This window comes from Streptomyces sp. NPDC018964 (assembly GCF_044390325.1).
Taxonomy (GTDB): domain Bacteria; phylum Actinomycetota; class Actinomycetes; order Streptomycetales; family Streptomycetaceae; genus Streptomyces.
The window spans coordinates 173,021-194,041 of the sequence record NZ_JBIRYZ010000014.1; the positions used below are offsets into that span (position 1 = coordinate 173,021).

Here is a 21,021-nt window from a genome sequence, read left to right on the forward strand (position 1 = left end):
GGCCGGATCAGATCTTCTCGCGGAAGCGTGTGCCGTACGGGTTGTCGATGACGTAACGCCAGAAGCCGTCGGAGCCTCGCCGGGCGATGTCCGAGGCAGAACCACGAAGATGCACGTCAGCGCCGTCGGGGCCGGTCCCCTTGATCTCCCAGTCGACCAGGAAGAGGGCGATGTCGTCAGCGACGATCATGTGGCGGACATCAGTCGTCATGGGCAGACCGACCGACATGAAATTGGCCAGCTCCCGACGAATGAGGGCCGGATCGGTAAGAGCCTCCCCGGAGTTCGTCACGAATGCGGCGCCTTCGGCGTAGATACTCATCATCACATCGATGTCGCCCGTGTTGAAACGGTCCACCAGAGCACCCATGACGTCCTCCGGGCGCTTGGGGAGCGGTCGTACTTCAGCCATGAAGATGTCCCTTCTTCTCGTTGTCTCTCGGCCACGGCAAAGCTACGGGGCCCGCTTCATCGCCCACTATCCGGAAAACGCGGCGCATGGCCGATCCGCGCTTCTCGCGTGCTGCCCACGGGCGGTCCCGCGGCGGTGATTCCCTGCCTCCATTCGCGATCCGGACAGATGCCGCGCCAGGTGGACAGCGGACCAGGGGTACCGCTCCTAACGTCGTGCTCAGAGGTTCTGGTCGCCGGGACCGGCGATGACCCAGTCAGGAGGCACGACGCGATGAACACGAACCCTGTCGGCGTCCTGGCCGGCTCTCGCCGGGACCGCTCCGTCGGATCACTGCGCGACCACGTCTTCTCATTCTCACACGATGGCGAAGCCGTTGGCGGTCTTCGCCATGACACGGCCGCTGTTCTGGAGGAATGGCAGGTCGCACCGACGGCCGCGACAGTCTGCTCGCGCTGCTGCACGATTCGGGCGAGTACGACGGCAAGCGCCTCGACGTCGACATCGCTCTCGTGCTCAGGCTGCGGGACGGCAGGATCGCCGCGATCGACGGGCACCTGGCCGACGTGAGCGCGTTCGCCGCCTACCTGGGCTGACACCGGCAGGAAGCGTCTGCCGGTGCCGCATACGCTGTGACAGCATCTGTCGGAGTGAGGTTTCCTCCTCGCTCATTCCCGAACGACAGGGACGGTCTCATGCGAAAGCCGGCGCGCGCACTGCTTGCGGTGATGGTGACAACGCTTTCCCTTCTTCCTTCGAACGCGGTCGCCGCCGAGCCCGCGAACTTAGGCTCCACGCCGCTGAACTGGCAGGAGTGCGGTACACAGGGCGCCGAGTGCGGGTCTGTGCCGGTTCCCCTGAACTGGGCGGAGCCCGGCGGAAAACAGATCACCGTTGCGGTGAGCCGGCTGAGGGCGGCCGATCCGGCTCGGCGGGTCGGCACCCTCTTCTTCAACCCGGGCGGGCCCGGCAACGCCGCCCGGCCCTGGATCCGGGACATGGCGGCCCAGGTCTTCCCGGCCGAAGTGCGCGAACGGTTCGACATCGTCGGGGTCGACCCGCGAGGGGTGGGAGACAGCAGGCCACTGATCGCCTGTGACAAGCCCACGTCCCGGCTCGACGGCGCCCGTTACCCGGACACACGAGCCGAGTTCGACGCGCTGATCGTCTACAACCGGCAGGTGGCCGAGGGCTGCCGCAGGGCCACCGGTCCCCTGATCGACCACGTCGACACGGTCAGCGCCGCCAGGGACTTCGACGCCGTGCGGCGTGCGCTCGGTGAGCGGCGGGTGAGCTGGCTCGGCCTGTCCTACGGCACCCTGCTCACGGCCACCTATGCACGGCTGTACCCGCACCATGTCCGGGCGGCCGTCCTGGACGGTTCCCTGGACCACACCATCGGATCCCGCAGACTGGCCGCCGACGAGGCGGCCTCGGCGGAGGAGGTGTTCGGACAGTTCGCCGAGTGGTGCCGGTCGGACGCGTCCTGCGCGCTGTACGGCCGTGACGTGAGGGCCGAGTACCGGGCCCTGCTCGACCGTGCCCCGTTGCCCGCTGCGGCGTCCGGGACCGAGGTGACCGCCGATCAGCTGGGTTTCGGCACCTACGCGAAGCTGATCTTCCGCAGTTCATGGAGCCGGCTGGCACAGGATCTGGCCGACGCCCGCACGGACGCGTCGGCGTTCGCGGCCGTCGGGGCGCAGAGCGCCGCGTACCGTGTGATCACGTGCCACGACATGCCCACCGGTGACCTCGGGTACGAGGAGTTCAGGGCACGCCTGGCGGAGGTCCGCCGCCTGGCGCCGACCGTTCAGGGCCACATCGAGAGCTGGGACGTGCAGGCGGGCTGCCTGGGCTGGCCGGTCAGGCCGGCGAACGCCTGGGGACCCATCCGGGTGAGCGGCACTCCGCCGCTGCTGGTGGTGGCGGGCACACACGATCCGGCGACTCCGCTCTCCTGGGGCCAGGGCATGGCGTCACAGATCGAGGGGGCCCGGCTGCTCACCTGGGCCGGACCGGGTCACACCGCATTCCTCAACGACACGGCCGCCCTCGGCCGTGAGGCCGAGTACCTGATCACCGGACGCCCCTGACACCGGGCGGCGGATGGTGTCACACGATGTTTATTACGCTCGCGTGGGAGTCATGCTCCACGGACAAGGTTGTGTGTCGGCGGCCCCTCGGCCACCTCGCCCGGATCCGCCGTCGGGCGAGTCGGCCCGCGCCGGCCGCGGCTGCCGCGGCTGCTCATACGCCCGTGCGCCCGTGCGGGGAGTCTCCCCCGTCGTCAAGGGCCTCCGCGCTCATCGTCCATCCGCCGCGCAATGGGGACAGGGCCGAGGTGTGAGTACTCCTAGGGTCGTTGTACTGACGCACAAAGGAGCGGTTCGCGGCGCACTGCCGCGAACCGCTCGGTGCACTCACCAACGCGAAGGACGAGCTGATGACCACATTCGTGCTAGTTCACGGTTCGTGGCACGACGGCCCCCTGTGGGGACCCGTCGTGGAGCATCTCGAGGCGATGGGGCACACGGCTCATGCCCCGACCGTGGCGGGCCATGGCAAGGATGTCGAGAAGAACGTCAACCACAACGACTGTGTGCGTTCGATCGTCGACTACGTCGAGGAACATCAACTCACCGACTTCGTGCTGCTCGGCCACAGCTTCGGCGGGACCGTCATCGCACGCGTCGCGGAGGAGATCCCCGAGCGGCTGCGACGTCTGGTGTTCTGGAACGCCTTCGTTCCGCGGGCGGGCAACAGCCAGATGGATGAACTTCCTCCCCACTACCGGGAAATGTTCACCACGCTTGCCGCTGCCTCGGGTGACAACACGGTGACCCTGCCGTTCGACATCTGGCGTGAGGCGTTCATCCAGGACGCCGATCTGGAGACCGCGCGGCGGACCTATGACCAGCTCTCCTCCGAGCCTCTGCGGCCGATCCTCGACAAGCTCGACCTGAAGCGCTTCTACCGGCTCGGGACCCCGAAGACCTACCTCAACGGCACCGAGGACACGGCGCTGCCCCCCGGGGAGTGGGGCTGGCACCCGCGCATGTCGTCCCGGCTCGGCCTGCACCGGCTCGTCCAGCTTCCCGGCAGCCATGAGGTCATGTTCACCAACCCGAAGCTGCTCGCCGAGAAGATGGTCGAGGCCGGCCGCGACTGATCCGGGCCGAGGTCGTTCCTCCGGCCACCGGAGGAACGGCCAGGGGGCGGACGAGCTCAAGGGTCCGACTGCTCCGCGGGCTCCGGAAGCCGCGGAACCGTACGAAGGCCCACGGCCCCCTGCCGCAGCGTCCACCTATCGGCTGCGACAGGGGGCAGGTCCGGTGGACGGCATTTCCTCCCGGCAGGGTTCGACAGGACGACAAGCGATGGGTGCCATGGACCTCAGCCGATTGTTGGACGGCCGCCTGAAAGTGCGCCATCTGGTGCTGGCGACAGTGATCGCCGAACAGGGCAGTCTCATGGGGGCGGCCGAACGCCTGCACATCACGCAACCCGTCGTCACCCGCGGCTTGCGGGAACTGGAGGCGGTGCTGGGCGTGGGACTTTTCACCCGCGGTCCTTGCGGTGTCACCCCGACGATTTACGGTGCCGTTTTCATCGAGGACGCCCAAGCGATCCTGGCGCAGATCCGGCTGGCGGGAAAGCATGTTTCCGAGCTGCAGAGCGGAACAGTCGGCAGGGTGACGGTCGGAAACCACCTCAGCGGTGCCAACCTGCTGTTGCCAAGAACCATCGCACGTCTCAAGAGGGATTATCCGAATGTGACGGTGTCGGTTCGCGAGGCGACTCCGGACCGCCTGGCCGAAGGTCTGATCATCGGCGATGTCGACGTGGTCATCGGGCGCTTGACTCCGGCGAGCGACGACGATCGAATTGCCTGGCGGAATTTGTATCACGAGCCGATTCGAATCGTCGTACGCTCCGATCATCCGGCCGCCACTTTGACGGACCCCGGACTGGATGAGCTGATGGGGTATCCCTGGGTGCTTCCCGTTCCGGAAACGGCACTGCACCGCGAGATGGAACTCCTCTTCAGCCGGCGCGGTCTTGACGTGCCGGCGAACCGCGTCGAGTGCACGTCGATCCTGACCGTGCGCACCCTTCTGGCAGAGACCGATCCGCTTGCCGTACTGCCTGTTCTCATTGTCCGAGGAGACAAGGATCTGTCCGTCTTGAGCACGGATCTGCCAGGGGTGCACAGTCCTGTGGGTGTGAGCGTGGTCAGGGGCAGGACAATGAGTCCCGCGGTGCGCATATTCCTTGACTGTCTCAGCCAGGTGGGCATCGACATCGAGCAATCTCTGCACGGACAGGTGTCCCGGTGAGGAACTGCCGCATGAGCGGCTGCACGCCGTGGCGTTGTCCGCGTGACCCGGACCGGCCGTCGCAGCAGGTGTGACGTCAGAGGAGAAGGCCGTGGGCCAGCCAGAGGCTGACTTCAGCAGTACTGCAGCCGCACTTGCTGTGGCCGGCGGTCCGGCTGGTCGTTGAGCTGATCACGGGTGGGGCGGCACGGTGGGCCGTCCCCCGCCTTCTCACCGCTCCAGCCGGAATCGGCTTCTGACCGCCGCAAGCATCTGGCGGTGTGCGCCCCAATCGGGCTGATTCACGAGGGGCACGGTGACGAAGACCTGTGAGCCAGTGACGTCGCAAACGCTCACCTCCGTGCACCCGCTCTCGTTCTCCTCCGTGGGGTCGATCATGATCCGCGGGGAGCGTCCGCTCTCCAGCCAGGTGGCCTTCCTCCCGGCCGCGAGAGACTCCAGAACCTCGGCCCAACTGTCGAGGTCGTACGCGTTGAGACACAGCTCGACGCGACCACTGACGAATCCGGTGCTGACCACGATCTCAGCGTGGAGGGCGTCGTACTGGCCGGTGCCGGAGAAGCTCATTCCTCCGATGACGCACAGGGAGACGCTCTGCTCTTCGTCCGAAAGGCAGAGCAGCTTGAGTGGGCTGGAATCGGGCACGTCGGTACCGCCCCTTTCTGCGCGATGCGTATTCATATACTGCACGGCGGCTATGGCGGCCGGTGGCCGCGGCAGCGGTAGTGGCTGAGGCCGACTCGGTACCGGTGGCGGCGGCGCCGGCAGGACCGGTGCAGACCACTCGATCATTTGAGAGGACCGAGTCCTGGCCCGTCCTTCCCCTTACCCGCTTGAGCTGTGCCGTCGTGTGGTGCGGATGGTCGCCGAGGTACGGCCTGACCACGACACCGAGTGGGCCGCGATGAAAGCGGTCGCGTCCAAGCCCGGGATCGGCACGACCGAGACGCTGCGCACATGGGTCCGGCAGGACCGGACCGACGCCGGCACCCGTCCGGGCACCACGACCGAGGAGTCGGCCGAGCTGAAGCGGCTGAAGAAGGAGAACGCCGAGCTGAAAGAGCGGATCAACGAAATCTTCGAGACCAACCACCGTGTCCACGGCGCGAGGATGACCTGGCGGGAGCTGAACCGGCAGGGCCACACGGAATCCCGTTGCACTGGCCGGCGGGTGATCATCACGCTGCCCGGCGGTCGGACCGGCCGGGCCCCTGGACCTCGTCGGCCGCGACTTCGTCGCCGACGCCCCGGACCGGGGCTGGCGGGTGGGGTTGCCGGGTGGCCTGCAGGAGGCCGTCGCGAGGGTGGTCCAGCGGCTGCGTGAGCGGATGGGCGCCGCGGTTTCCCTCGTGTCCTGGCGGGAGGCCTTCGTGGCGCCGGAGACGGTGCCGGGCCCGCGTCAGGTTCCGGTCGGCGTGCGCGGTGGTGCTTGGGTGCCTGCGCTCCTTGCCGGCGTCCCAGGCGCCCACACCCACGACGGTGAAGGGCTGAAGCCGACAGTGGAGGGTCACCGAACGAGACACGGCCCCCACCGCGCAGGACACGGTCCGAGTCCGGGCGGCCTTCCCGCACCGGGGCCGGCGGGCCGGAGCCTGGCTGGCGTGCCGTGCTCGACGGGTGGACCCTTGAAGAACCGTGAAGGGAGTACGGACGATGGGGCAGTACGTGCGCGCGAACGGGCTGGACGTCTGGACCGAGCAGGTCGGTACCGGGCCTGACGTCCTGCTGGTCGGAGGGCTCGGTGACACCGTCGAGTCCTGGCAGTTCCAGCTCGACGGGTTGGCCGACCGCTACCGGCTGACCGCCTTCGACAACCGGGGAGCGGGCCGGACCGCCATGCCCGAGGGCCCTGTCTCGGTCGAAGCGATGGCCGACGACGCCGCCGCGCTGCTGCGGGCGCTGGACATCCCCTCCGCTCATGTCGCCGGCTTCTCCGGCGGCAGCGTCATCAGCCAGGAGCTGGCCCTTCGTCACCCCCGGCTGGTGCGCAGCCTGGTCCTCCAGAGCACCTGGTCGGTGCCGGACGCCTACCTGCGCCGGTGGTGCCTGTTCGTCCGCCGGCTGGTCGAGACGTCCCCCGACGAACGCACGTTCCTCGAGAGCTTCTTCCTGGACATCTACACGGCCCGGGCACACAACGACGGCACGGTCGACCGGTTCATCGAGGATGTGCTCGCCTTCCCGCACAAGCAGACGCCCGAGGACCTGAAGCGCTTCCTCGACGCCGTCCTCGACCACGACACGACGAACCGTCTGCCGGACATCGAAGTGCCGACACTGGTGCTCGCCGGCGGCCGCGACTCCACCAGCCGCCCAGAACTCTGCCGCGCCGTCGCCGACGCGATCCCCGGCGCCTTGTTCGCGGTCATGGAGGAGGAAGCACACCAGCCTTTCCAGGAGATCCCCGACGAATGGAACGCCCGCGTCGACGCGTTCTGGCGGGAGGCGGAGCCCCGCACCGCGTGACCACGAGAAGCCCAGAGCCTGACCGCGCCCGGGAACCGGCACGCCGGATCAGCGGCTCGGCCTTCGCTTCCCCGCTCCCGCACGACCTTCTTGATCCACTCGCAGCTCGCGAGGGTGTGGACGGTGGCCGGATCGATGTTCGGGTCGGCTTCGGAGCCGAAGGACCGCAGCGGCTTCTCCCGGGGGAAGCCAGCCGCCTTGATCCGCCGCTCGGAGCGGCGGGCGGCCCGGTCCCGGACGGCCACCGGGCCGCAGGAACACCCAGCTCACACCCCGCCACGACGTGCGCACACCCGCAAAGCACAGCCGATGCGACGGCGAACGAAGAAGTCGGCCGCTCCACAGCCCCGCCGCACAGGTTGGAGATCAAGCTAGATCCGCCGGTGACCGGGGTCGCCCGCCGCCGGGCCTCCCTCCAGTACCGGGCGCCGACGCAGTCGTACGGCGTTCAGTATGTGCTCGCCCAGGGGGTCGGATTCCAGGTGGGGATGGGCGTCGATCCGCAGGCGGTGCCCGGCATGGGTGATCACGTGGTAGGCGACCACCTTGCCGCCGAAGAGATCGGCTCCGTGGGCCGGTCGTGAGAGCACAAGGCGGTCGACGTCGTCCCAGGTCACGGCGCGAGGGCGGCCGTAGGAGGCGTACACGAGCCCGCCCGCGTACAGATGCGTGCGAACGAATCCCCTGGGCATTCTCCACAACAGGACTGGAAGCGCGATGATCACGAGGACGAGTGCCGCGAGGAGACAGAGCACCACGGCGGTCACCAGCTTCTGCAGGCCGGGGATGTCGGTCCCGGTCTTGCCGAGGACCCAGTTCACGCTCCACAGGGCTCCCACGATCACAGCGCCGATGGTCACCGTGCCGGCCACGATCTCCAGCGGGCTGGTGTTCTTGCGGGTGAAGACGTGATCGCCCAGCGAACGCTCGGCCGCCAGGCGGGTGACACGTGCCGACGGGGCGTATCCCTTCATCTCCACGGCATGGGGGAACCGCTTGATGACGGCGACGCCCAGGACCGAGGCGGCCAGGCCCGCGAGGAGGACGGTGACGGCGGATGAGGCCGGGGTGTCGCCGAAGATCAGCGCTCCCAGGCCGTACAGCACCGTCGCCAGGCCGCCGAAGACCACCAGCAACATCAGGCAGCCCAAGTTCAGCAAAGGCCCGGGCTCGGAGTGTTGCTGCGGTTCATCTGTCATGGCGTCCCTCCAGGAACTCGTGGTTGGCGACGCCGAATCTAGTGGAAGGCCATGTACGGGGAGCCGCTGACGACGGCACCCGGGAAACCCGCGCTGCCCCTGCTCGCCATGAACTCACCGGTTCTGGAGAACTCATACGTCCTGTGCCCCTCGGCGTCGCTGCCGCCGCACCAGACACCGACGACGCTGTCGGGCACCGACGCTTCGACCGGCTCGATGAGCTCCGTGGGTTCTTCGGTCGGTTCCTCCGTGGGTTCGTCCGTCGGTTCCTCCGTGCAGTCGTAGGACGAAAGGGCTCCGGAGTCGTTCGGCGGGGAGTCCAACCCGCAGGCGCTCGTGGTCAGCAGCGCGGCCATGAGAATCGCCGCGCACGCGGCGCCGCGGCGGGCGGCATGGGGGAGGGACAGCACGGGGCCCTCTGATGTACGGGGCGGACAGGGTCGTGTCAACGGACGATCGCGCTGCGCCCCCATGCCAGTCCGAGAAAGGTGACCAGCATCCATACGGGGCCGACGACGCCCTGGAAGCCGGGAAGGCCGGTGATGCCCGCGAAGAGCACGACCGCCAGTACGGGCACGACGCTGCACCAGCCGATCCACCGTGAGATCGTGCGCTCACGCAACGCCATCCAGGCCACCGCACCGGCCGCGACCACGACGCCGAGCCAGCCGATGTACCCGCCGAAGTCGTTGAGCATGAAGTAGACGAACATCCCGTTCTCGCCGAAGGACCGCTCGTCCAAGCCGTCCGGCAGGTAGATCGCCAGGGCGCCCTTCCATCCGTAGCCGTAGGTCAGTCCCGCGGCCGAAGCCGTCAGGGCGCCGCTGACCACGTAGGCGGCGGTGCTGGAGGGCACCCGCGGCTCGACCTGACGCCGCCATGCCGCAGCCAGTACGAGGAGCAGGGAGACCGTCAGGAAGCCGGCGACGAGACCGAGATGCGCCACGGAGCGGCTCACGTCATCGAGGACCGAGGCCTCGACGGGGGTCCGCTCGACCGTGCCGGCCCGGACGTCCGCCAAGAGCGTGGCGACTCCTCCGAGCGCGCCCGCTCCGACTCCGTACAGGGGCCACTTGGCCCTCCGGTCGCCGTCCTGTCGCGCCATGCGCCCCGGGCGGGCATCCGGATCGATGGTGGTCATACGCCTCAACTCCCTGTGTGGTCGGTCCGTACCGATCTGACTGTCGCGCGGGACAAGTCCCGCGGCCCAGGGGCGCCGGTCCCGTACGATCGGGACGGTTTCGCCGGATCACACCCGGTAAGGGCCCGCATTACGGGAACATGCGAGTGTGAGTCGAGGGGACCGGATACTGCGTCACACCGCGTACGGCATCTCGGGGCTGGGCACGGCGGGCTGCGTGGCGACGGTACCCGTGCATGACTGGCTGGCTGAACGCATCGCCGTCACGCCCCTGTACTGGTCCGACCTCGTGCTCGGCACGGTCTGGCCGCTGGTGGGCGCCGTCGTCGCCAGGGGCCGGCCGCGCAATCCCGTCTGCTGGCTGATGCTGCTGCCCGCGATGATCGGCCCGTACCACCTGCTGGCCTACTACGCCGGTTACAGCCACTTCGTCGCCTCGGAACCCCTTCCCGGCTGGGAGGTGGGGGCCTGGGTCGGCTGCTGGGGCTTCGTCGGCTACTGGTTCGCCACGCCTCTGGTGCCCTTGCTCTTCCCGTACGGCCGCTTGGAAACGGTGCCGCGCCGGGTGTGCGCCTGTGCCGTCGTCACGGTCGCCGGGATCGGAACGCTGGCGACGATGCTGCGGCCCAGCGGCACCGATCCCGTCCCCGGTGTCCCGAATCCACTCGGGATCGCGGGCTGGGAGTGGCTGCACATCGTGATGTTCACCTGTGCCGCGGCCACCATGCTCGGCGGCACCCTCGTGGCCGCCGTCCTCCTCGTCCTCCGTACCCGAGCGGCGACCGGCGCCGAGCGGGCCCAGCTGCAGTGGCTGATGCTGGGCGGGCTGCTGATGGCGTTCTCCTTCCTCTCCCTCCTCCTGGACGGCGTCGAGCAGCCGGCTCTGGTCGGCGATCTCGTCATGCTGATCGGGCTGCTCGGCCCACCCGCGAGTGTCGCTGTCGCGATGCTGCGGCACGGACTGTTCGATGTGGAGCTCGTCCTCGGCCGCGCCATCGTCTTCACAGTCCTCAGCGCGCTCGTCCTCGGGGTGTACGCCGGGGTCGTCGCCGGTGCGAGGCTGATCGCGCCCGGGTCCCTGACGGGGACCTGTCTGCTCGCTTTCACCGCACTGATCGCGGCCAACGGCCGCGGCGCCGTCCAGGCGGCCGTCGACCGGACGCTGTTCGGGCACCGTCACGATCCGTACGCCGTCGTCGCGCACGTCGGTCGCCGCGTCGCTCCGGCCGGTGAGCCGGCGGAAGCCATGCAGCATCTCGTCGACGCCCTGCGGTCCGCGCTGCGTCTGCCCTACGCGGCCTTCGAGAGCCCCGCAGTGGCGGCGGCCTCCGGCAGACCGGCGGCCGACGCGGGCTGGCGCTCCTTTCCCTGCCGGGCACTGGGCCGTGAACTCGGTGTCCTGCGCGTAGGGCGGCGAAGCGTCAACGATCCCTGGACGGCCAAGGAGCAGGCCGCGGTCGAAGAGGTCGCGGACCGCGCCGGAACACTCGCCTACGCCGCCGGTCTCGTCGAGGACATCGCCCGCAGCCGGTCACGCATCCTGTCCGTGCGCGAGGAGGAACGACGGCGGCTGCGCGCGGACCTCCACGACGGCATCGGCCCTTCCCTGGCCGGCACCGCCCACCAACTCGACGCCCTCGCCCGGCGCATCGACGACCCTCATCTCGCGGAATGCGTCAGGACACTCCGGGACAGGCTCCGCTCCACCGTCACCGATCTGCGCACCGTGGTCCAGGGGCTCCGGCCTGCGGTCCTCGACCAGCTCGGGTTGCCCGGCGCCCTGAGGGAACTGCTGGCCGGATACGACACACCGGCCTGCCACAGCAGTATCGACGGCGCCTGCCACAGCCTGTCGGCCGCTGTCGAGGTCGCCGCCTACGCCATCGCCGCCGAGGCGGTCGCCAACGCCATCAGGCACAGCGCCGCCGGCCGCCTCGAATTGACCGCCCGTTTGGAGGACACCGTCTTGATCCTTTCGATCCGCGACAACGGGCGCGGTATTCCGCCCAAGCACAGGGCCGGTGTGGGACTCCGCAGCATGAAGGAGCGCGCGGCCGAGGTCGGAGGTCGGCTTGAGGTGACGACCGCGCCCGGCGAAGGCACCCTCGTACGAGCGGTCCTCCCGGTGGGGGACCAGCGGTGAGCGTCCCCGTCCCCTCCCCGGTCACCGTCCTCGTCGTCGACGACCATCCCATCTTCCGGGCCGGAATGGCCACCGTCCTCGCCGACCTCCCCGATGTGACGGTCGTAGGAGAGGCGTCCGACGGTGCTGAAGCCGTCATGGTCGCCGACCGGCTGCGGCCGACGATCGTGCTCATGGACCTGCGTATGCCGAATCTCAACGGCCTGGAGGCCACGGCCCGGATCACCACGGCCCATCCGGAGATCGCCGTGCTCATCCTGACCATGGACGAGGACGAGGACTCGGTCTTCGCCGCCCTGCGCGTCGGCGCGCGTGGCTACCTGCTCAAGGAGTCGGACGGCGCCGACGTCCACCGCGCCCTGCTCGGGGTCGCCCGTGGCGAAGCGGTCTTCGGCCCCCGGATCGCCGAGCGCGTCCTGGCCCATTTCGCCACTCCACCCGCCGCCCGATCCCCCCTCCCCTTTCCTCACCTCACCGACCGGGAACGCGAGACCCTCGACCTGATCTCCCGCGGCCTCGACAACGCGTCCATCGCCCGTCGCCTGTCCCTGTCCGAGAAGACCATCCGCAATCGGGTCAGCGACGTGCTGGCGAAACTGCACGCCCGGTCCCGCACGGAAGCAGCGGCTCTCGCGCGGGACGCGGGCCTGGGAAACCCCCGTCACTCCGCGTAGGCGTCCCCCGGAGGGCCGGCTACGACGTCGCGGTCAGCAGGTCCCGCCGGTCCTCCGGCAGTTCGCCCTTGTCCGCGTACAGGAGCGCGTGACCCGGGTCGAGCCCCGGCTACTTCGCCCGCCAGGCCGCCGTTGCCGCTGAGAGGGCGTTGACGTCGGACCGGGGTCAGGTGGAAACCGGCGAGGGCCTGCAGCTGCAGGAGGCGCATCGCGCGGCGGGCGGTAAGACGGTGGGCGCGCAGGACGGTCAGCCGGGTGATGGGCAGGGCGGTCATCCAGGCGGTGGCTGCTTGCCAGGCGGGCTGACGGCCGGCGGGAAAGCGCCCCGGGAACAGGGGTGGTTCGCCCAGGGCGGCGGAAGGTCGTGGGCGAGGCCGGTTTCACTGGTGGTGCCCGGGCCAAGGTGCAGGGTGATCCGGCCGGACGGCGGACGGTGGGCGGCCAGTGCGGTGTGCGTGTGGATCGCGTCGTCATGACGGTCGATGACCACGGTGACGGACGGTGGTGGCGCGGCAAGGAACATGAGGGTGTGGTGGTCAGGCGAGGCGGCTGAAGGCCCAGCGCAGCAGCTCTTGGCCGACGTGGGGGCGGCCGGTGCGTGCCAGAGCGGTACGGGTGTGGGCGGTCAGCTGGGCCCGGGCGCGGAAGTCGCCGTGCGCGGCGTGGCCGTCGGTGAAGGTGATGTCATCGGGGTCCGCGTCGGCCCGGACCGGGTGGAACAGCGGGATCACCTCGAGGACCTCGTCGGGTGTGAGGTGGGTGAACTGCTGCCGGATGAAGGTGCGGGAGGACAGCGTCGGTTCGCGGTGCGGCACGGTGGGGCGGCCCGCGCCGCCGATGAAGATGACGGCGAGCTGGGTGGAGGGTTCGTCCCACAGGTGGCGGAAGTATTCGAAGGCCTCCCCGCCTGGCCACTGGGACTCGTCGACGAGGAAGGTGCGGGGGCGTTCGGCCGGGGCCGTTTTCAGCGGACGGTCGAATCCGCTGGGGTGACGATGAGCGCCTCTTCCGGCATCCCCACTACTGGGCGCCGTTCGTGCTGGTCGGCGGCCGGCTTCTGCCAAAAGCGCGGTGACTCGCGGTGCCGGCGTCCCGGCGTGGGCTGTTTCAGGTTCCGGTGGTGTCGTCGATTCACCCGCCGACCGCGTCACCAGCCTGTCCGCATCACACATCTGGTCTTCCGAGCCAGGAGTTCTGGTCTCGTGTGTGGAGTTGCGCAGGCGCGTACGGGGCGGCGGCAGGGGCCGTGAACCGCTCCGAAGCGTCCAGTGACCCGGAGCGGTTCACTGAAGTACCGGACCGGCGTCCGCACCCCCTGTCAACGGCCCGTACTCGGCAGGGCATACGGAACATCAAGATCGAGACGGACTCGGCGAAGTCCTCTCAGGGACGGGGCTCCAGCACCTCCAGGGTGCCCGTTTCCGTGTCGTAGCTGCGCAGGGTGGTGAGCCGGATCGACGACGGCGGCACCGGCAGCAGTTCGAGGACTCGCGGGCCGACGAAGACGCCGACCCGCCGGGAACGGCCGAGGGTGATGTGCGGGCTCCAGCGGGCGGGGGTGTGGAGAGGGTTGAGGGCCCCGGGCGGACTGTCCGAGGCCACCGCGTCCCACACCCGGCCGTGCAGGGTTGCCAGAGCGGAGTCGAGACGCAGCGCCCAGGCCAGCACCGAGGTCGGCCGCTCGAAGCGGACCACGCCGGTGACCTGTACCGGCAGCGGCAGAGTGGCGGCCACCTCGGCAAGCTCCCAGCGGATCGGAGCGGTCAACTCCGGGCAGGCAGCCAGGGTCAGGTGCGGGCTGTTGGTCGGTGAGCGATGACGTGCCTGACTGGGCAGCCCCGCGTCCGCGAGCCGCCGCCAGGCCTCCCGGACCGCGAGGTCCGCCGCCTCGTCCAACAAAAGCTCGACTGTGCGCACTGGCGCAGCCTACCCGCGTGGGCCTGCGGTTTTACCGCCCTCGCCGGCAGGACCGTCAAACCGGGAGCGCGGCCGGGGAGACGTGCCCCCACGCTTGTCAGACCGGAGGCCCGGTCATGGGGCCCGGCTCGCCCGCGAAGTCGGCGTCGCTGAATGCCCATGCCGCTGAGGCGCTGTTCCGGCCCTGTGGGCGCGGAACAATCGTCCGGCCCGGTCAAGCGGCGTGCAGGCGGGCTCGGAAGGTTCCGCCAAGTCGGTCTCGTCGGTGGACCTTCAGGTCCCCGAACTGTAGTGGGCCGTTGACCGGTTGAAGGCCCGGTGCGGACCACCGGCAACTTCACCCGGGCCGCCGAACGCTGCCCGGTCGTCCGGTCCGCCCTCAGTCACCGGATCCGGCGGCTGGAGGAGGAACCGGGCACGCGGCTCTTCGAGCGCACCAGCCGACGGGTGCGGCTGACACCGGCGGGTGCGGCGGTCGGCGAGGCCGCGTAGGCCGGATCCGCCGGCCGGGTCGGCGCCGATTCCGTCGTCGACGACTTCGATCACCAGGCGGTCCGTCCTCTCGTCCGTCTCGCGTCGTCCGGACACGCTGACCGCGTCGGCCTGGGAGTGCTTCACCGCGTTGGCCAGTGCCTCGTAGGTGAGGAAGTAGGCCGTGGATTCCGTCAACGGGGGGAGCGTCCCAGACCCACTATGACGAGCACTGGAATGTGTGCTTGTCGGGAGAGGGCTCTGACCGCTGCCGTGAGCCCGTCGCGGGTGAGGACGGCGGGGTGGATGCCGCGGGCGGGGCCGCGTAGTTCATGCAGTGCCTGCCCCACCGCATGGTCGGCCTCCGTCATCGTGCGGCGCGGCGCCGGGCCGGGGGGCCCGGCCCGTTCGTCACCGCGGGACAGCCCGGTGTCAAGCCTGCGCGGTGTCATCAGGGCGAAGACCAGCCGTGTCCGGGCACCGTCGTGAAGGTCGCGCTCCAGTCGTCGGCGCTCCTCGTCCGCAGCCCAGCGCCCTTGCCCAGCGCCCCCTGCCCGGCGGTAGCCGGGATCCACGGCGTCGAACCAGTTCGGCTCCGCACGGGTCGGCAGGAGATGGAGATCCGGTCGGCGGTCCTGGCAGGAGAGGTGGGTGGCGTCCTTGTGGACCGACGGATCGTGGGGCATCACCCGGGCCGGTCCACCGAAGGTGACCAGTGCGTAGCCGCTCGCCGCCACAGCCCGGTCCGAAGCCGCGGCACGCCGTCCTCCGGGGAAGGCGAGCAGAAGGTGCGCCAGGACGGCCAGGTCCAGCGCCTCGCCCCTGCACCCCGAGGGTGAACAGCACAGGAATGCCTGCACCTTGCAGGCTGCCGGGAAACCAGGTGAGCCCTTCGGCCGGCATGATGCGCCCGGTGCGGTCGGCCGGCGTCACCACGCGACCAGCCCGGTGCCCGCGTGGGCCCGGCCCACCGAAAGGTCGCCCGCGACGTCCGCCCACGTCGCACCGGCGCGACTGGGGGTCCGTCTCCCGCAGCACCTTGGGCAGGCCCGGCGCCTTGTCCGCCAGGTGCCGCACGGCGGTGGTGACGTAGGCGTGGGCAGTGCCGGCGGACATGCCGAACCCGGTGGCGGTCTGCGCGAGAGCGTGGTGCCGCAGGAGACAGGCCAGAGCGGCGAGAGCACGCTGACGGGGACGGGAGCTTGCAGCGGCGGTCACCCTCACGGATGACGACGAGCATCGTGACCCGCTCGACCAGCGCATGAGGCAGGTCGAGTGCGGCAGGACAGGGAACCGACAGGGCTCTTGGACCGGCAGGTTGAGACTTCGAACACCTCACCCGACGGCACGGGAGCCCTGTGTGTTGCGGGCACCGAGACCATCACCCGATCGGTGGCCGAGCTGGAAGGGCCCACTGGTCCGGCGCGCGGGCCAGAACAACACCGCATTCACCGGCCCCGACCACCTGATGCACGTCCTGCGCCGCGCCCTGCGCGAACTTCCGGTACCGCAGCGAAACCATCGACGGATGCCTCGCGCAACCGGACTCACCCTGAAGACATCACGCCGACAGGCTCAGCAATTGTCCGCACAACCATTCGCATGCCTCGCAGGTCGAACGCTCGACACAATGGCGACACTCGATGGGGGAGCTTTGAAGAAGTTCACGGCGGTGCTGGCCACGAGCCTCGTGGCCTCCTCTGCCACGCTGATCGCCGTGCCCGCGGCGCACGCGGGTGACGGCGACTCCCGCGGCCGTACGGAGACGGTGCAGGAGGGCGACAAGATCTACGCCTCCTACGAGCACATGTCCTCCGGTTTCCGCCCGGAGGACGTCACGCTCAAGATCCACGAGCAGAACAAGTCCGAGGTCCTCGCCAGCGTCCGCCTCGAAGGCACCGACAAGTGCCCCGTCACGAGCGACTGCTACGAGAGCGTCTTCCGCTCCGAGCCGGTCACCCTGCCCGCCATGGGCTCCTACGTGATCGATGTCGTGGCCAGGGAAGGACAGTCGAACGAGGTCGTCCAGCGTTCGACCGGTTACCTCAACTACGGTCTCGACCCCAAGCTGACCCTCAGCAGCAACCACCCGTGGGTCTCCTACGACAACCCCACCATCAAGGTGTCCGGATCCCTGGTGGCCGAGGACCCGAACACCCACGAGGTCAAGCCGTTCACCGGGGTGGGCCTCTACTACCGCGCCCGGGAGACCCGTGGCGAGGGGTGGGTGTGGACGAACGATGCGGGGCGTTTCACCACCACCGAGTACTACAACGAGTACAGCCCCGCCGTCACCACCAAGTTCGAGTACATGTTCGACGGCCAGTACGAGTCGCTGAGCCTGCCCTTCCGCAAGCAGGAACTGAAGCTCAAGGTGGACACCCCCACGGGCACGGTCACCGCCCCGTACGGCAGTGAGATCCCCGTCCGGGGCAAGCTCACCCGTATCGCGGACGACGGCACCGAGAAGCCCGTCGCCAAGGAGGTGCGGATCGGCACCGGCTCCAGCACCGACACCATCGCGGCGAGCGGCCAGGACGGTGTCCTGGCCACGAGGTACACCGTCCTGCAGGGCGGGCAGGTGAGTGTCCGGCCGGCCGAGTCGAACTGGTTCACCGCGCCGGCCCCGCACTCCTTCACGGTGGCCAGTCCCTCCCGGACGAGCAAGCTGTCGAACGTCGAGGGCAAGCTGGACAAGTACCGCAAGGTCACCTTCACCGGCAAGCTCGGCGTCACGGAGGGCTCGTACCCGGCGGGCACCAAGGCGAGGATCTCCATCGACCGCCGCCCCACGGGCGGGTCCTGGGCGAGCACCGGCACCTTCGACGCCGCGTACGGCGCCTCCTTCAAGGCGTCCTCACCGAAGAAGGCGGACTCGGGCGCCCAGTGGCGGCTCCGCATCGTCAACGCGGGCGTGGACAGTACCGGCGTCAAGCTGGGGCGCACGTACACGAGGATCTGGAACGACGGTGTCTCGCCCGAGGGCGTGCGCAAGGGCTCGACGCTCACCGCCAAGGGCGGCCTGATGCAGAAGTCGGGCTCCACCTGGCGGCCGTACGCCGGGCAGAAGATCCGCGTCTGGTTCAAGGCCAAGACGGCCGGTTCCGCGTGGAAGGAGCTGGGCAGCACCAAGACGCTGAGTGACGGCACGTTCAGCAAGAAGTTCACCGCGAAGCAGGACGGCACCTGGCAGATGCGGTACACGGACACGGTCTCGACCCACTACGCGGACCACGGGACCGAGGACTACGTCGACGTCCGCTAGCGAGCGGCAACCGCGTGCGAGGCGGCCTCCCGGAATCCATCCGGCGGGGCCGCCTTCGTTGTGGGTCCGGCCACCGGATCGGCCAAGACCGACGTACCCGGAACACCTCACGCTCACGCGGCACAGAGGCAGGCGATAAAGAACCCGCCGTCGTGACGTTCGACGTCGCTGACCAGTACCCGCGTGCTGGTCAGCAGGATCCCGACGCCGTCTATCTGCGGGAACGCACGATCGAGTACGGCCTCGATTGCTTTGGCGTCAGCCCGGTCGGCTTCGGTGGGCTCGTCGTGGAGGGCGAGCTGGAGGTCGAGGTCGGAGACGCCGGGAGTGGCGGTGCCACGGGGGATGCTGCCGTAGAGGTAGGCGCTGTGCAGGCGCCCTCTGCCGAACGTCTCGGTGATATGAGTGCGGGCGGCATCGACGACGGGGACGAACGCTGCCGGCACTCGGTCCAGTGCGCCTTCGCGTGTGATCGTTCCGTCGAGGCCCAGCCCTCGTTCATTCATGGGGCCACTGTGCCCTGTGCTGCTGTGTGCTGCCGAGCGGATTTCTGAGGAGGTGTGGCGTCCGCGATCGCACCGCCCAGATTTGGGTCAGCAAGAAGCGGCGCCGGCACGGGGCGGCGGAGGTGCCGGGTACGGCCGAGGAGTAGCACCGTCAGTTGTCGGCCGGCGCGGGTTTCCTCGGCCAGCTGGGGGTGGCGCCTTTCCGCGGGAGGCGTCTGGTCATGAAGGTGATGGCGGCCCAGGTGATCAACCTCAGGGATCTTCTGTCAGGCCCTTTGACCGGACAGTCCCGAAGCTTTCACCTTCCGGGGCTGTCACCGTGGCGAGCCGGGCGGCCCGCCACGGCCCGTCTTTCGACCCACTGATGTTCTGAGAGGGGTGGGAGACGGACCGTGGCGGACCGTCAGGCGGCCGCTGTGTAGGTCGTCCTGGCGGGACGGACCAGGTGGTCACTGTCCGTCCATACCGAGCCGACCGCGAAGGGCTGACCGTCGAGGCGCAGGGTGTCGCGGACGATGACGGCCCAGCGGGCGCCGGCGCGGTGCAGGAGCCGCGCGGCCTCGGCCGGGTCGGTGACCAGTGCCAGGACTTCGAAGCGGCCGTCGACGTTCTGGTAGATCGCGCCCGGCCGACGGGGGCCGATCTCGTCGGTGACGCTGGACAGCGAGAGAGCGGTGATGGCGTTCATGCTGCGGCTCCGATCATCTGGGCGAGACGGTGTGAGGTGAGGGCGTCGGTGAAGCCGGTGGACGACTTACACCGGACCCGGGCCAACCGGTAGTAATCGACTGCCCGGCACCGGGCCCTCCTCACGAGGAAACAGGCCGGAAAACGCAAGGAATTGCCGTGCAGCACCTGCTGCGGGGGTCGGCCAGCATGGGCACGAAGTCCTCTCAAGCGACGGGGAGACTGCTGTACGAGCAGCTACGGCCCCGGCCACCCTGTACGGGCGGCCGGGGCCGTGGTCGTTCGTCACGGCTTGTGAATCATGCGGTGATCCGCAGCGGCTCCAAGAGGAACCGGGGACCGCGGAACTCGGAGAGCGATCCCGGAGCGCGCTCCGCCTGGGCGCCAAGCCGGCCGCTTTTGAAGGGCTCGTCGAAGGTGCTGATGGCTACTGCCCGCCCAACCGCTGGCCTCGCGCTTTCGCGGGGTGGGGTGTCCGAGGCTTGATCGAACAAGCAGAGAATGCTCCTGACCTGCAACGATGGGACTTGTCGAGGGTCCTGTCGGCTGCACGGGAAGAAGCACTCTCCAGGTGAGGAAGCGTATCGGGTCCTACCCGCGTGTCCGCGTCGAGGGCGGCGGCCGGGTGGTGGTCTCGCAGGCTGAGGGCGTGCTGCTGGTCGAGACCGTCCGCAAGGCCGGTTTGGACACCGCGATGTCAGCGGCGTCGGCGCCGTGGTGGAACGGGCGGTGCACGGTCCGGGCAAGGTCCTGCTGGACGTGGCCCTGGCGGTCTCGCTGGGCGGGGACTGCCTCGTGGATGTGGCCATGCCGCGGGCCGAGCCGGCCGTGTTCGGACCGGTGGCTTCCGGCCCGGCGGTCTCCCGTCTCATCGACACCCTCGCCGCTTCCGGGGAGAAGGCCCTGCGGAGCGTCTGTGCCGCGCGGGCTGAAGTCCGCCACCGTGTCTGGCGGCTGGCCGACCGGGAAGTGCCTGATGCGGGCGGGCAGGTGACCGCCGATCTGGACGGGGTGCTGGTGGTCGCGCACTCGGACAAGGAAGACGCCGCACCCACGTGGAAGCGAACCTACGGCCACCACCCGCTGATGGGGTTCGTCGACCATGGGCCGGGCGGCACGGAGGAGCCGGTCGCGGCCTTGCTCGGAGCGGGCAACGAGGTATCGGACACGGCGGGCGGCCACATTGTCGCCGCCCGTCCGGCACTGGCCCAGCTGCCGAAAAGGTACCGGCGCGGGCGCCGGACCCTGATCCGCGCCGACTCCGCGGGCGGCACCCACGACTTCGTCGGCTGGCTCGCCCGACGGGGACGGTGGCTGTCCCACTCGGTCGGCATGGTGATCACCGAGCAGGTCCACCCACACGTCCTCAAGGTTCCCGCTTCGACGGCCTGGACGCCGGCCGTCGAGGCGGGCGGCGAGACCCGAAACGGGGCCCGGGCAGCCGACCTCGCCGGTGGTGGGGGGTGTGGGTCAGGCAGCAGGTCACCTCCAGCAGGTCACTTCTTCGGGGCTGGACAGGCCGCGGTGGGCCATCACCCGGCGGTGACGGGTCACCTCTCCGGGGCCGAAGAGGTGGCCGGCGGACAGTTCTGCCTCGGTCCAGTCTGGATCCGCGGACTCGTTGGCGCCGTCACCGCAGGACAGTCCCTGCCGGGCACCACCGGGTATTTCGCCGGTGAGCTGGTCGATGTGCCAGATGCCGGCCAGGGGCTTGATCTGCCATATCCGCCACCGCGGATCCACCCGAGTGGCCATCGACTTCCCCCCCCGGCCGTCCGGCGGCCGATTTCAGTCATGCCCCCC

General features: G+C 69.4%; 19 protein-coding genes and 5 pseudogenes. 11 read left to right on the plus strand and 13 right to left on the minus strand.

Going from position 1 to position 21,021, the window contains the following annotated elements:
• Nucleotides 1-7 precede the first annotated feature (7 nt).
• Complete coding sequence (locus ACH5AO_RS23905; RefSeq protein WP_398927824.1) at nucleotides 8-412, minus strand: YybH family protein; 405 nt, start codon at nucleotides 410-412, stop codon at nucleotides 8-10.
• A gap of 416 nt (nucleotides 413-828) precedes the next feature.
• On the opposite strand from ACH5AO_RS23905, the gene ACH5AO_RS23910 reads away from it, so the two are divergent.
• From ACH5AO_RS23910 to ACH5AO_RS23925, 4 genes are all read left to right on the plus strand, one after another.
• Nucleotides 829-1,008, plus strand: coding sequence for a hypothetical protein (locus tag ACH5AO_RS23910; protein ID WP_398927826.1), 180 nt, complete (start codon nucleotides 829-831; stop codon nucleotides 1,006-1,008).
• Between the two features lie 303 nt (nucleotides 1,009-1,311).
• Nucleotides 1,312-2,505 carry an alpha/beta hydrolase gene (locus ACH5AO_RS23915; protein ID WP_398927828.1) on the plus strand — a complete coding sequence of 398 codons (1,194 nt, stop codon included), beginning with the start codon at nucleotides 1,312-1,314 and terminating at the stop codon, nucleotides 2,503-2,505.
• A gap of 350 nt (nucleotides 2,506-2,855) precedes the next feature.
• Nucleotides 2,856-3,581 (plus strand): alpha/beta fold hydrolase, encoded by a 726-nt coding sequence (locus tag ACH5AO_RS23920; RefSeq protein ID WP_398927830.1) that lies wholly within the window; start codon nucleotides 2,856-2,858, stop codon nucleotides 3,579-3,581.
• A 208-nt stretch (nucleotides 3,582-3,789) separates the two neighbouring features.
• The gene (locus ACH5AO_RS23925; RefSeq protein ID WP_398927831.1) at nucleotides 3,790-4,749 is read left to right on the plus strand and encodes a LysR substrate-binding domain-containing protein; all 960 of its coding nucleotides are present in this window, start codon (nucleotides 3,790-3,792) and stop codon (nucleotides 4,747-4,749) included.
• Nucleotides 4,750-4,959: 210 nt separating this feature from the next.
• On the opposite strand, the gene ACH5AO_RS23930 is transcribed toward ACH5AO_RS23925, so the two are convergent.
• Nucleotides 4,960-5,394 (minus strand): DUF5959 family protein, encoded by a 435-nt coding sequence (locus ACH5AO_RS23930; protein ID WP_398927833.1) that lies wholly within the window; start codon nucleotides 5,392-5,394, stop codon nucleotides 4,960-4,962.
• A gap of 163 nt (nucleotides 5,395-5,557) precedes the next feature.
• Here ACH5AO_RS23930 and ACH5AO_RS23935 point away from each other — a divergent pair, with 163 nt between their 5' ends.
• Both ACH5AO_RS23935 and ACH5AO_RS23940 read left to right on the plus strand, forming a co-directional pair.
• Nucleotides 5,558-6,073: an IS3 family transposase gene (locus ACH5AO_RS23935; protein ID WP_398927865.1), complete on the plus strand. Its 516-nt coding sequence runs from the start codon at nucleotides 5,558-5,560 to the stop codon at nucleotides 6,071-6,073.
• A gap of 329 nt (nucleotides 6,074-6,402) precedes the next feature.
• Nucleotides 6,403-7,215, plus strand: a complete 813-nt coding sequence (locus tag ACH5AO_RS23940) for an alpha/beta fold hydrolase (protein WP_398927835.1) — start codon at nucleotides 6,403-6,405, stop codon at nucleotides 7,213-7,215.
• Nucleotides 7,216-7,301: 86 nt separating this feature from the next.
• Here ACH5AO_RS23940 and ACH5AO_RS23945 read toward each other — a convergent pair.
• The 4 genes and pseudogenes from ACH5AO_RS23945 to ACH5AO_RS23960 all read right to left on the minus strand — a co-directional run.
• Nucleotides 7,302-7,448: pseudogene (locus ACH5AO_RS23945) on the minus strand (ATP-binding protein); the annotation flags it as partial.
• Nucleotides 7,449-7,586: 138 nt separating this feature from the next.
• A complete protein-coding gene (locus ACH5AO_RS23950; RefSeq protein WP_398927837.1) occupies nucleotides 7,587-8,414 on the minus strand; it encodes a hypothetical protein in 828 nt (275 codons plus the stop codon).
• 38 nt (nucleotides 8,415-8,452) lie between these two features.
• A complete protein-coding gene (locus ACH5AO_RS23955; RefSeq protein WP_398927839.1) occupies nucleotides 8,453-8,824 on the minus strand; it encodes a hypothetical protein in 372 nt (123 codons plus the stop codon).
• A 35-nt stretch (nucleotides 8,825-8,859) separates the two neighbouring features.
• Nucleotides 8,860-9,555, minus strand: coding sequence for a hypothetical protein (locus tag ACH5AO_RS23960; protein ID WP_398927841.1), 696 nt, complete (start codon nucleotides 9,553-9,555; stop codon nucleotides 8,860-8,862).
• Nucleotides 9,556-9,703: 148 nt separating this feature from the next.
• Between ACH5AO_RS23960 and ACH5AO_RS23965 the strand changes: the two genes are divergently transcribed.
• Both ACH5AO_RS23965 and ACH5AO_RS23970 read left to right on the plus strand, forming a co-directional pair.
• On the plus strand, nucleotides 9,704-11,698 hold the full coding sequence (locus ACH5AO_RS23965) for a sensor histidine kinase (RefSeq protein ID WP_398927843.1): 1,995 nt from the start codon (nucleotides 9,704-9,706) through the stop codon (nucleotides 11,696-11,698).
• The gene (locus ACH5AO_RS23970; protein ID WP_398927845.1) at nucleotides 11,695-12,372 is read left to right on the plus strand and encodes a response regulator; all 678 of its coding nucleotides are present in this window, start codon (nucleotides 11,695-11,697) and stop codon (nucleotides 12,370-12,372) included. Before ACH5AO_RS23965 ends, ACH5AO_RS23970 begins: the two co-directional genes overlap by 4 nt.
• A gap of 536 nt (nucleotides 12,373-12,908) precedes the next feature.
• Here the strand turns inward: ACH5AO_RS23970 and ACH5AO_RS23975 are convergent.
• Together ACH5AO_RS23975 and ACH5AO_RS23980 are read right to left on the minus strand one after the other, a co-directional pair.
• Nucleotides 12,909-13,436: a hypothetical protein gene (locus ACH5AO_RS23975; RefSeq protein WP_398927847.1), complete on the minus strand. Its 528-nt coding sequence runs from the start codon at nucleotides 13,434-13,436 to the stop codon at nucleotides 12,909-12,911.
• Nucleotides 13,437-13,755: 319 nt separating this feature from the next.
• On the minus strand, nucleotides 13,756-14,289 hold the full coding sequence (locus ACH5AO_RS23980; RefSeq protein ID WP_398927849.1) for a 2'-5' RNA ligase family protein: 534 nt from the start codon (nucleotides 14,287-14,289) through the stop codon (nucleotides 13,756-13,758).
• 318 nt (nucleotides 14,290-14,607) lie between these two features.
• Here ACH5AO_RS23980 and ACH5AO_RS23985 point away from each other — a divergent pair.
• Nucleotides 14,608-14,778 (plus strand): annotated as a pseudogene (locus ACH5AO_RS23985) (LysR family transcriptional regulator); the annotation flags it as partial.
• A gap of 176 nt (nucleotides 14,779-14,954) precedes the next feature.
• Here the strand turns inward: ACH5AO_RS23985 and ACH5AO_RS23990 are convergent.
• On the minus strand, nucleotides 14,955-15,620 hold the full coding sequence (locus ACH5AO_RS23990; RefSeq protein ID WP_398927851.1) for a histidine kinase: 666 nt from the start codon (nucleotides 15,618-15,620) through the stop codon (nucleotides 14,955-14,957).
• 770 nt (nucleotides 15,621-16,390) lie between these two features.
• Between ACH5AO_RS23990 and ACH5AO_RS23995 the strand changes: the two genes are divergently transcribed.
• Nucleotides 16,391-18,025: a hypothetical protein gene (locus ACH5AO_RS23995; protein WP_398927853.1), complete on the plus strand. Its 1,635-nt coding sequence runs from the start codon at nucleotides 16,391-16,393 to the stop codon at nucleotides 18,023-18,025.
• Nucleotides 18,026-18,147: 122 nt separating this feature from the next.
• On the opposite strand, the pseudogene ACH5AO_RS24000 reads toward ACH5AO_RS23995, so the two are convergent.
• The 3 genes and pseudogenes from ACH5AO_RS24000 to ACH5AO_RS24010 form a co-directional block, all read right to left on the minus strand.
• Nucleotides 18,148-18,531 (minus strand): annotated as a pseudogene (locus ACH5AO_RS24000) (nucleotidyltransferase domain-containing protein); the annotation flags it as partial.
• Nucleotides 18,532-18,685: 154 nt separating this feature from the next.
• Nucleotides 18,686-18,796: pseudogene (locus ACH5AO_RS24005) on the minus strand (IS5/IS1182 family transposase); the annotation flags it as partial.
• A 138-nt stretch (nucleotides 18,797-18,934) separates the two neighbouring features.
• Nucleotides 18,935-19,219, minus strand: coding sequence for a hypothetical protein (locus ACH5AO_RS24010; RefSeq protein ID WP_398927855.1), 285 nt, complete (start codon nucleotides 19,217-19,219; stop codon nucleotides 18,935-18,937).
• Nucleotides 19,220-19,789: 570 nt separating this feature from the next.
• Here ACH5AO_RS24010 and ACH5AO_RS24015 point away from each other — a divergent pair.
• A pseudogene (locus ACH5AO_RS24015) lies at nucleotides 19,790-20,673 on the plus strand (transposase); the annotation flags it as partial.
• A gap of 27 nt (nucleotides 20,674-20,700) precedes the next feature.
• Here the strand turns inward: ACH5AO_RS24015 and ACH5AO_RS24020 are convergent.
• The gene (locus ACH5AO_RS24020; protein ID WP_398927871.1) at nucleotides 20,701-20,973 is read right to left on the minus strand and encodes a hypothetical protein; all 273 of its coding nucleotides are present in this window, start codon (nucleotides 20,971-20,973) and stop codon (nucleotides 20,701-20,703) included.
• Between the last annotated feature and the right edge of the window lie 48 nt (nucleotides 20,974-21,021).

Bases quoted from the DNA above. Each gene is read 5' to 3' on its own strand.
- ACH5AO_RS23995 (WP_398927853.1), top strand. From the start codon at position 16,391: ATGGCGACACTCGATGGGGGAGCTTTGAAGAAGTTCACGGCGGTGCTG.
- ACH5AO_RS23910 (WP_398927826.1), top strand. From the start codon at position 829: ATGGCAGGTCGCACCGACGGCCGCGACAGTCTGCTCGCGCTGCTGCAC.
- ACH5AO_RS23925 (WP_398927831.1), top strand. From the start codon at position 3,790: ATGGGTGCCATGGACCTCAGCCGATTGTTGGACGGCCGCCTGAAAGTG.
- ACH5AO_RS24020 (WP_398927871.1), bottom strand. From the start codon at position 20,973: ATGGCCACTCGGGTGGATCCGCGGTGGCGGATATGGCAGATCAAGCCC.
- ACH5AO_RS23940 (WP_398927835.1), top strand. From the start codon at position 6,403: ATGGGGCAGTACGTGCGCGCGAACGGGCTGGACGTCTGGACCGAGCAG.
- ACH5AO_RS24010 (WP_398927855.1), bottom strand. From the start codon at position 19,219: ATGAACGCCATCACCGCTCTCTCGCTGTCCAGCGTCACCGACGAGATC.
- ACH5AO_RS23920 (WP_398927830.1), top strand. From the start codon at position 2,856: ATGACCACATTCGTGCTAGTTCACGGTTCGTGGCACGACGGCCCCCTG.
- ACH5AO_RS23950 (WP_398927837.1), bottom strand. From the start codon at position 8,414: ATGACAGATGAACCGCAGCAACACTCCGAGCCCGGGCCTTTGCTGAAC.
- ACH5AO_RS23960 (WP_398927841.1), bottom strand. From the start codon at position 9,555: ATGACCACCATCGATCCGGATGCCCGCCCGGGGCGCATGGCGCGACAG.
- ACH5AO_RS23905 (WP_398927824.1), bottom strand. From the start codon at position 412: ATGGCTGAAGTACGACCGCTCCCCAAGCGCCCGGAGGACGTCATGGGT.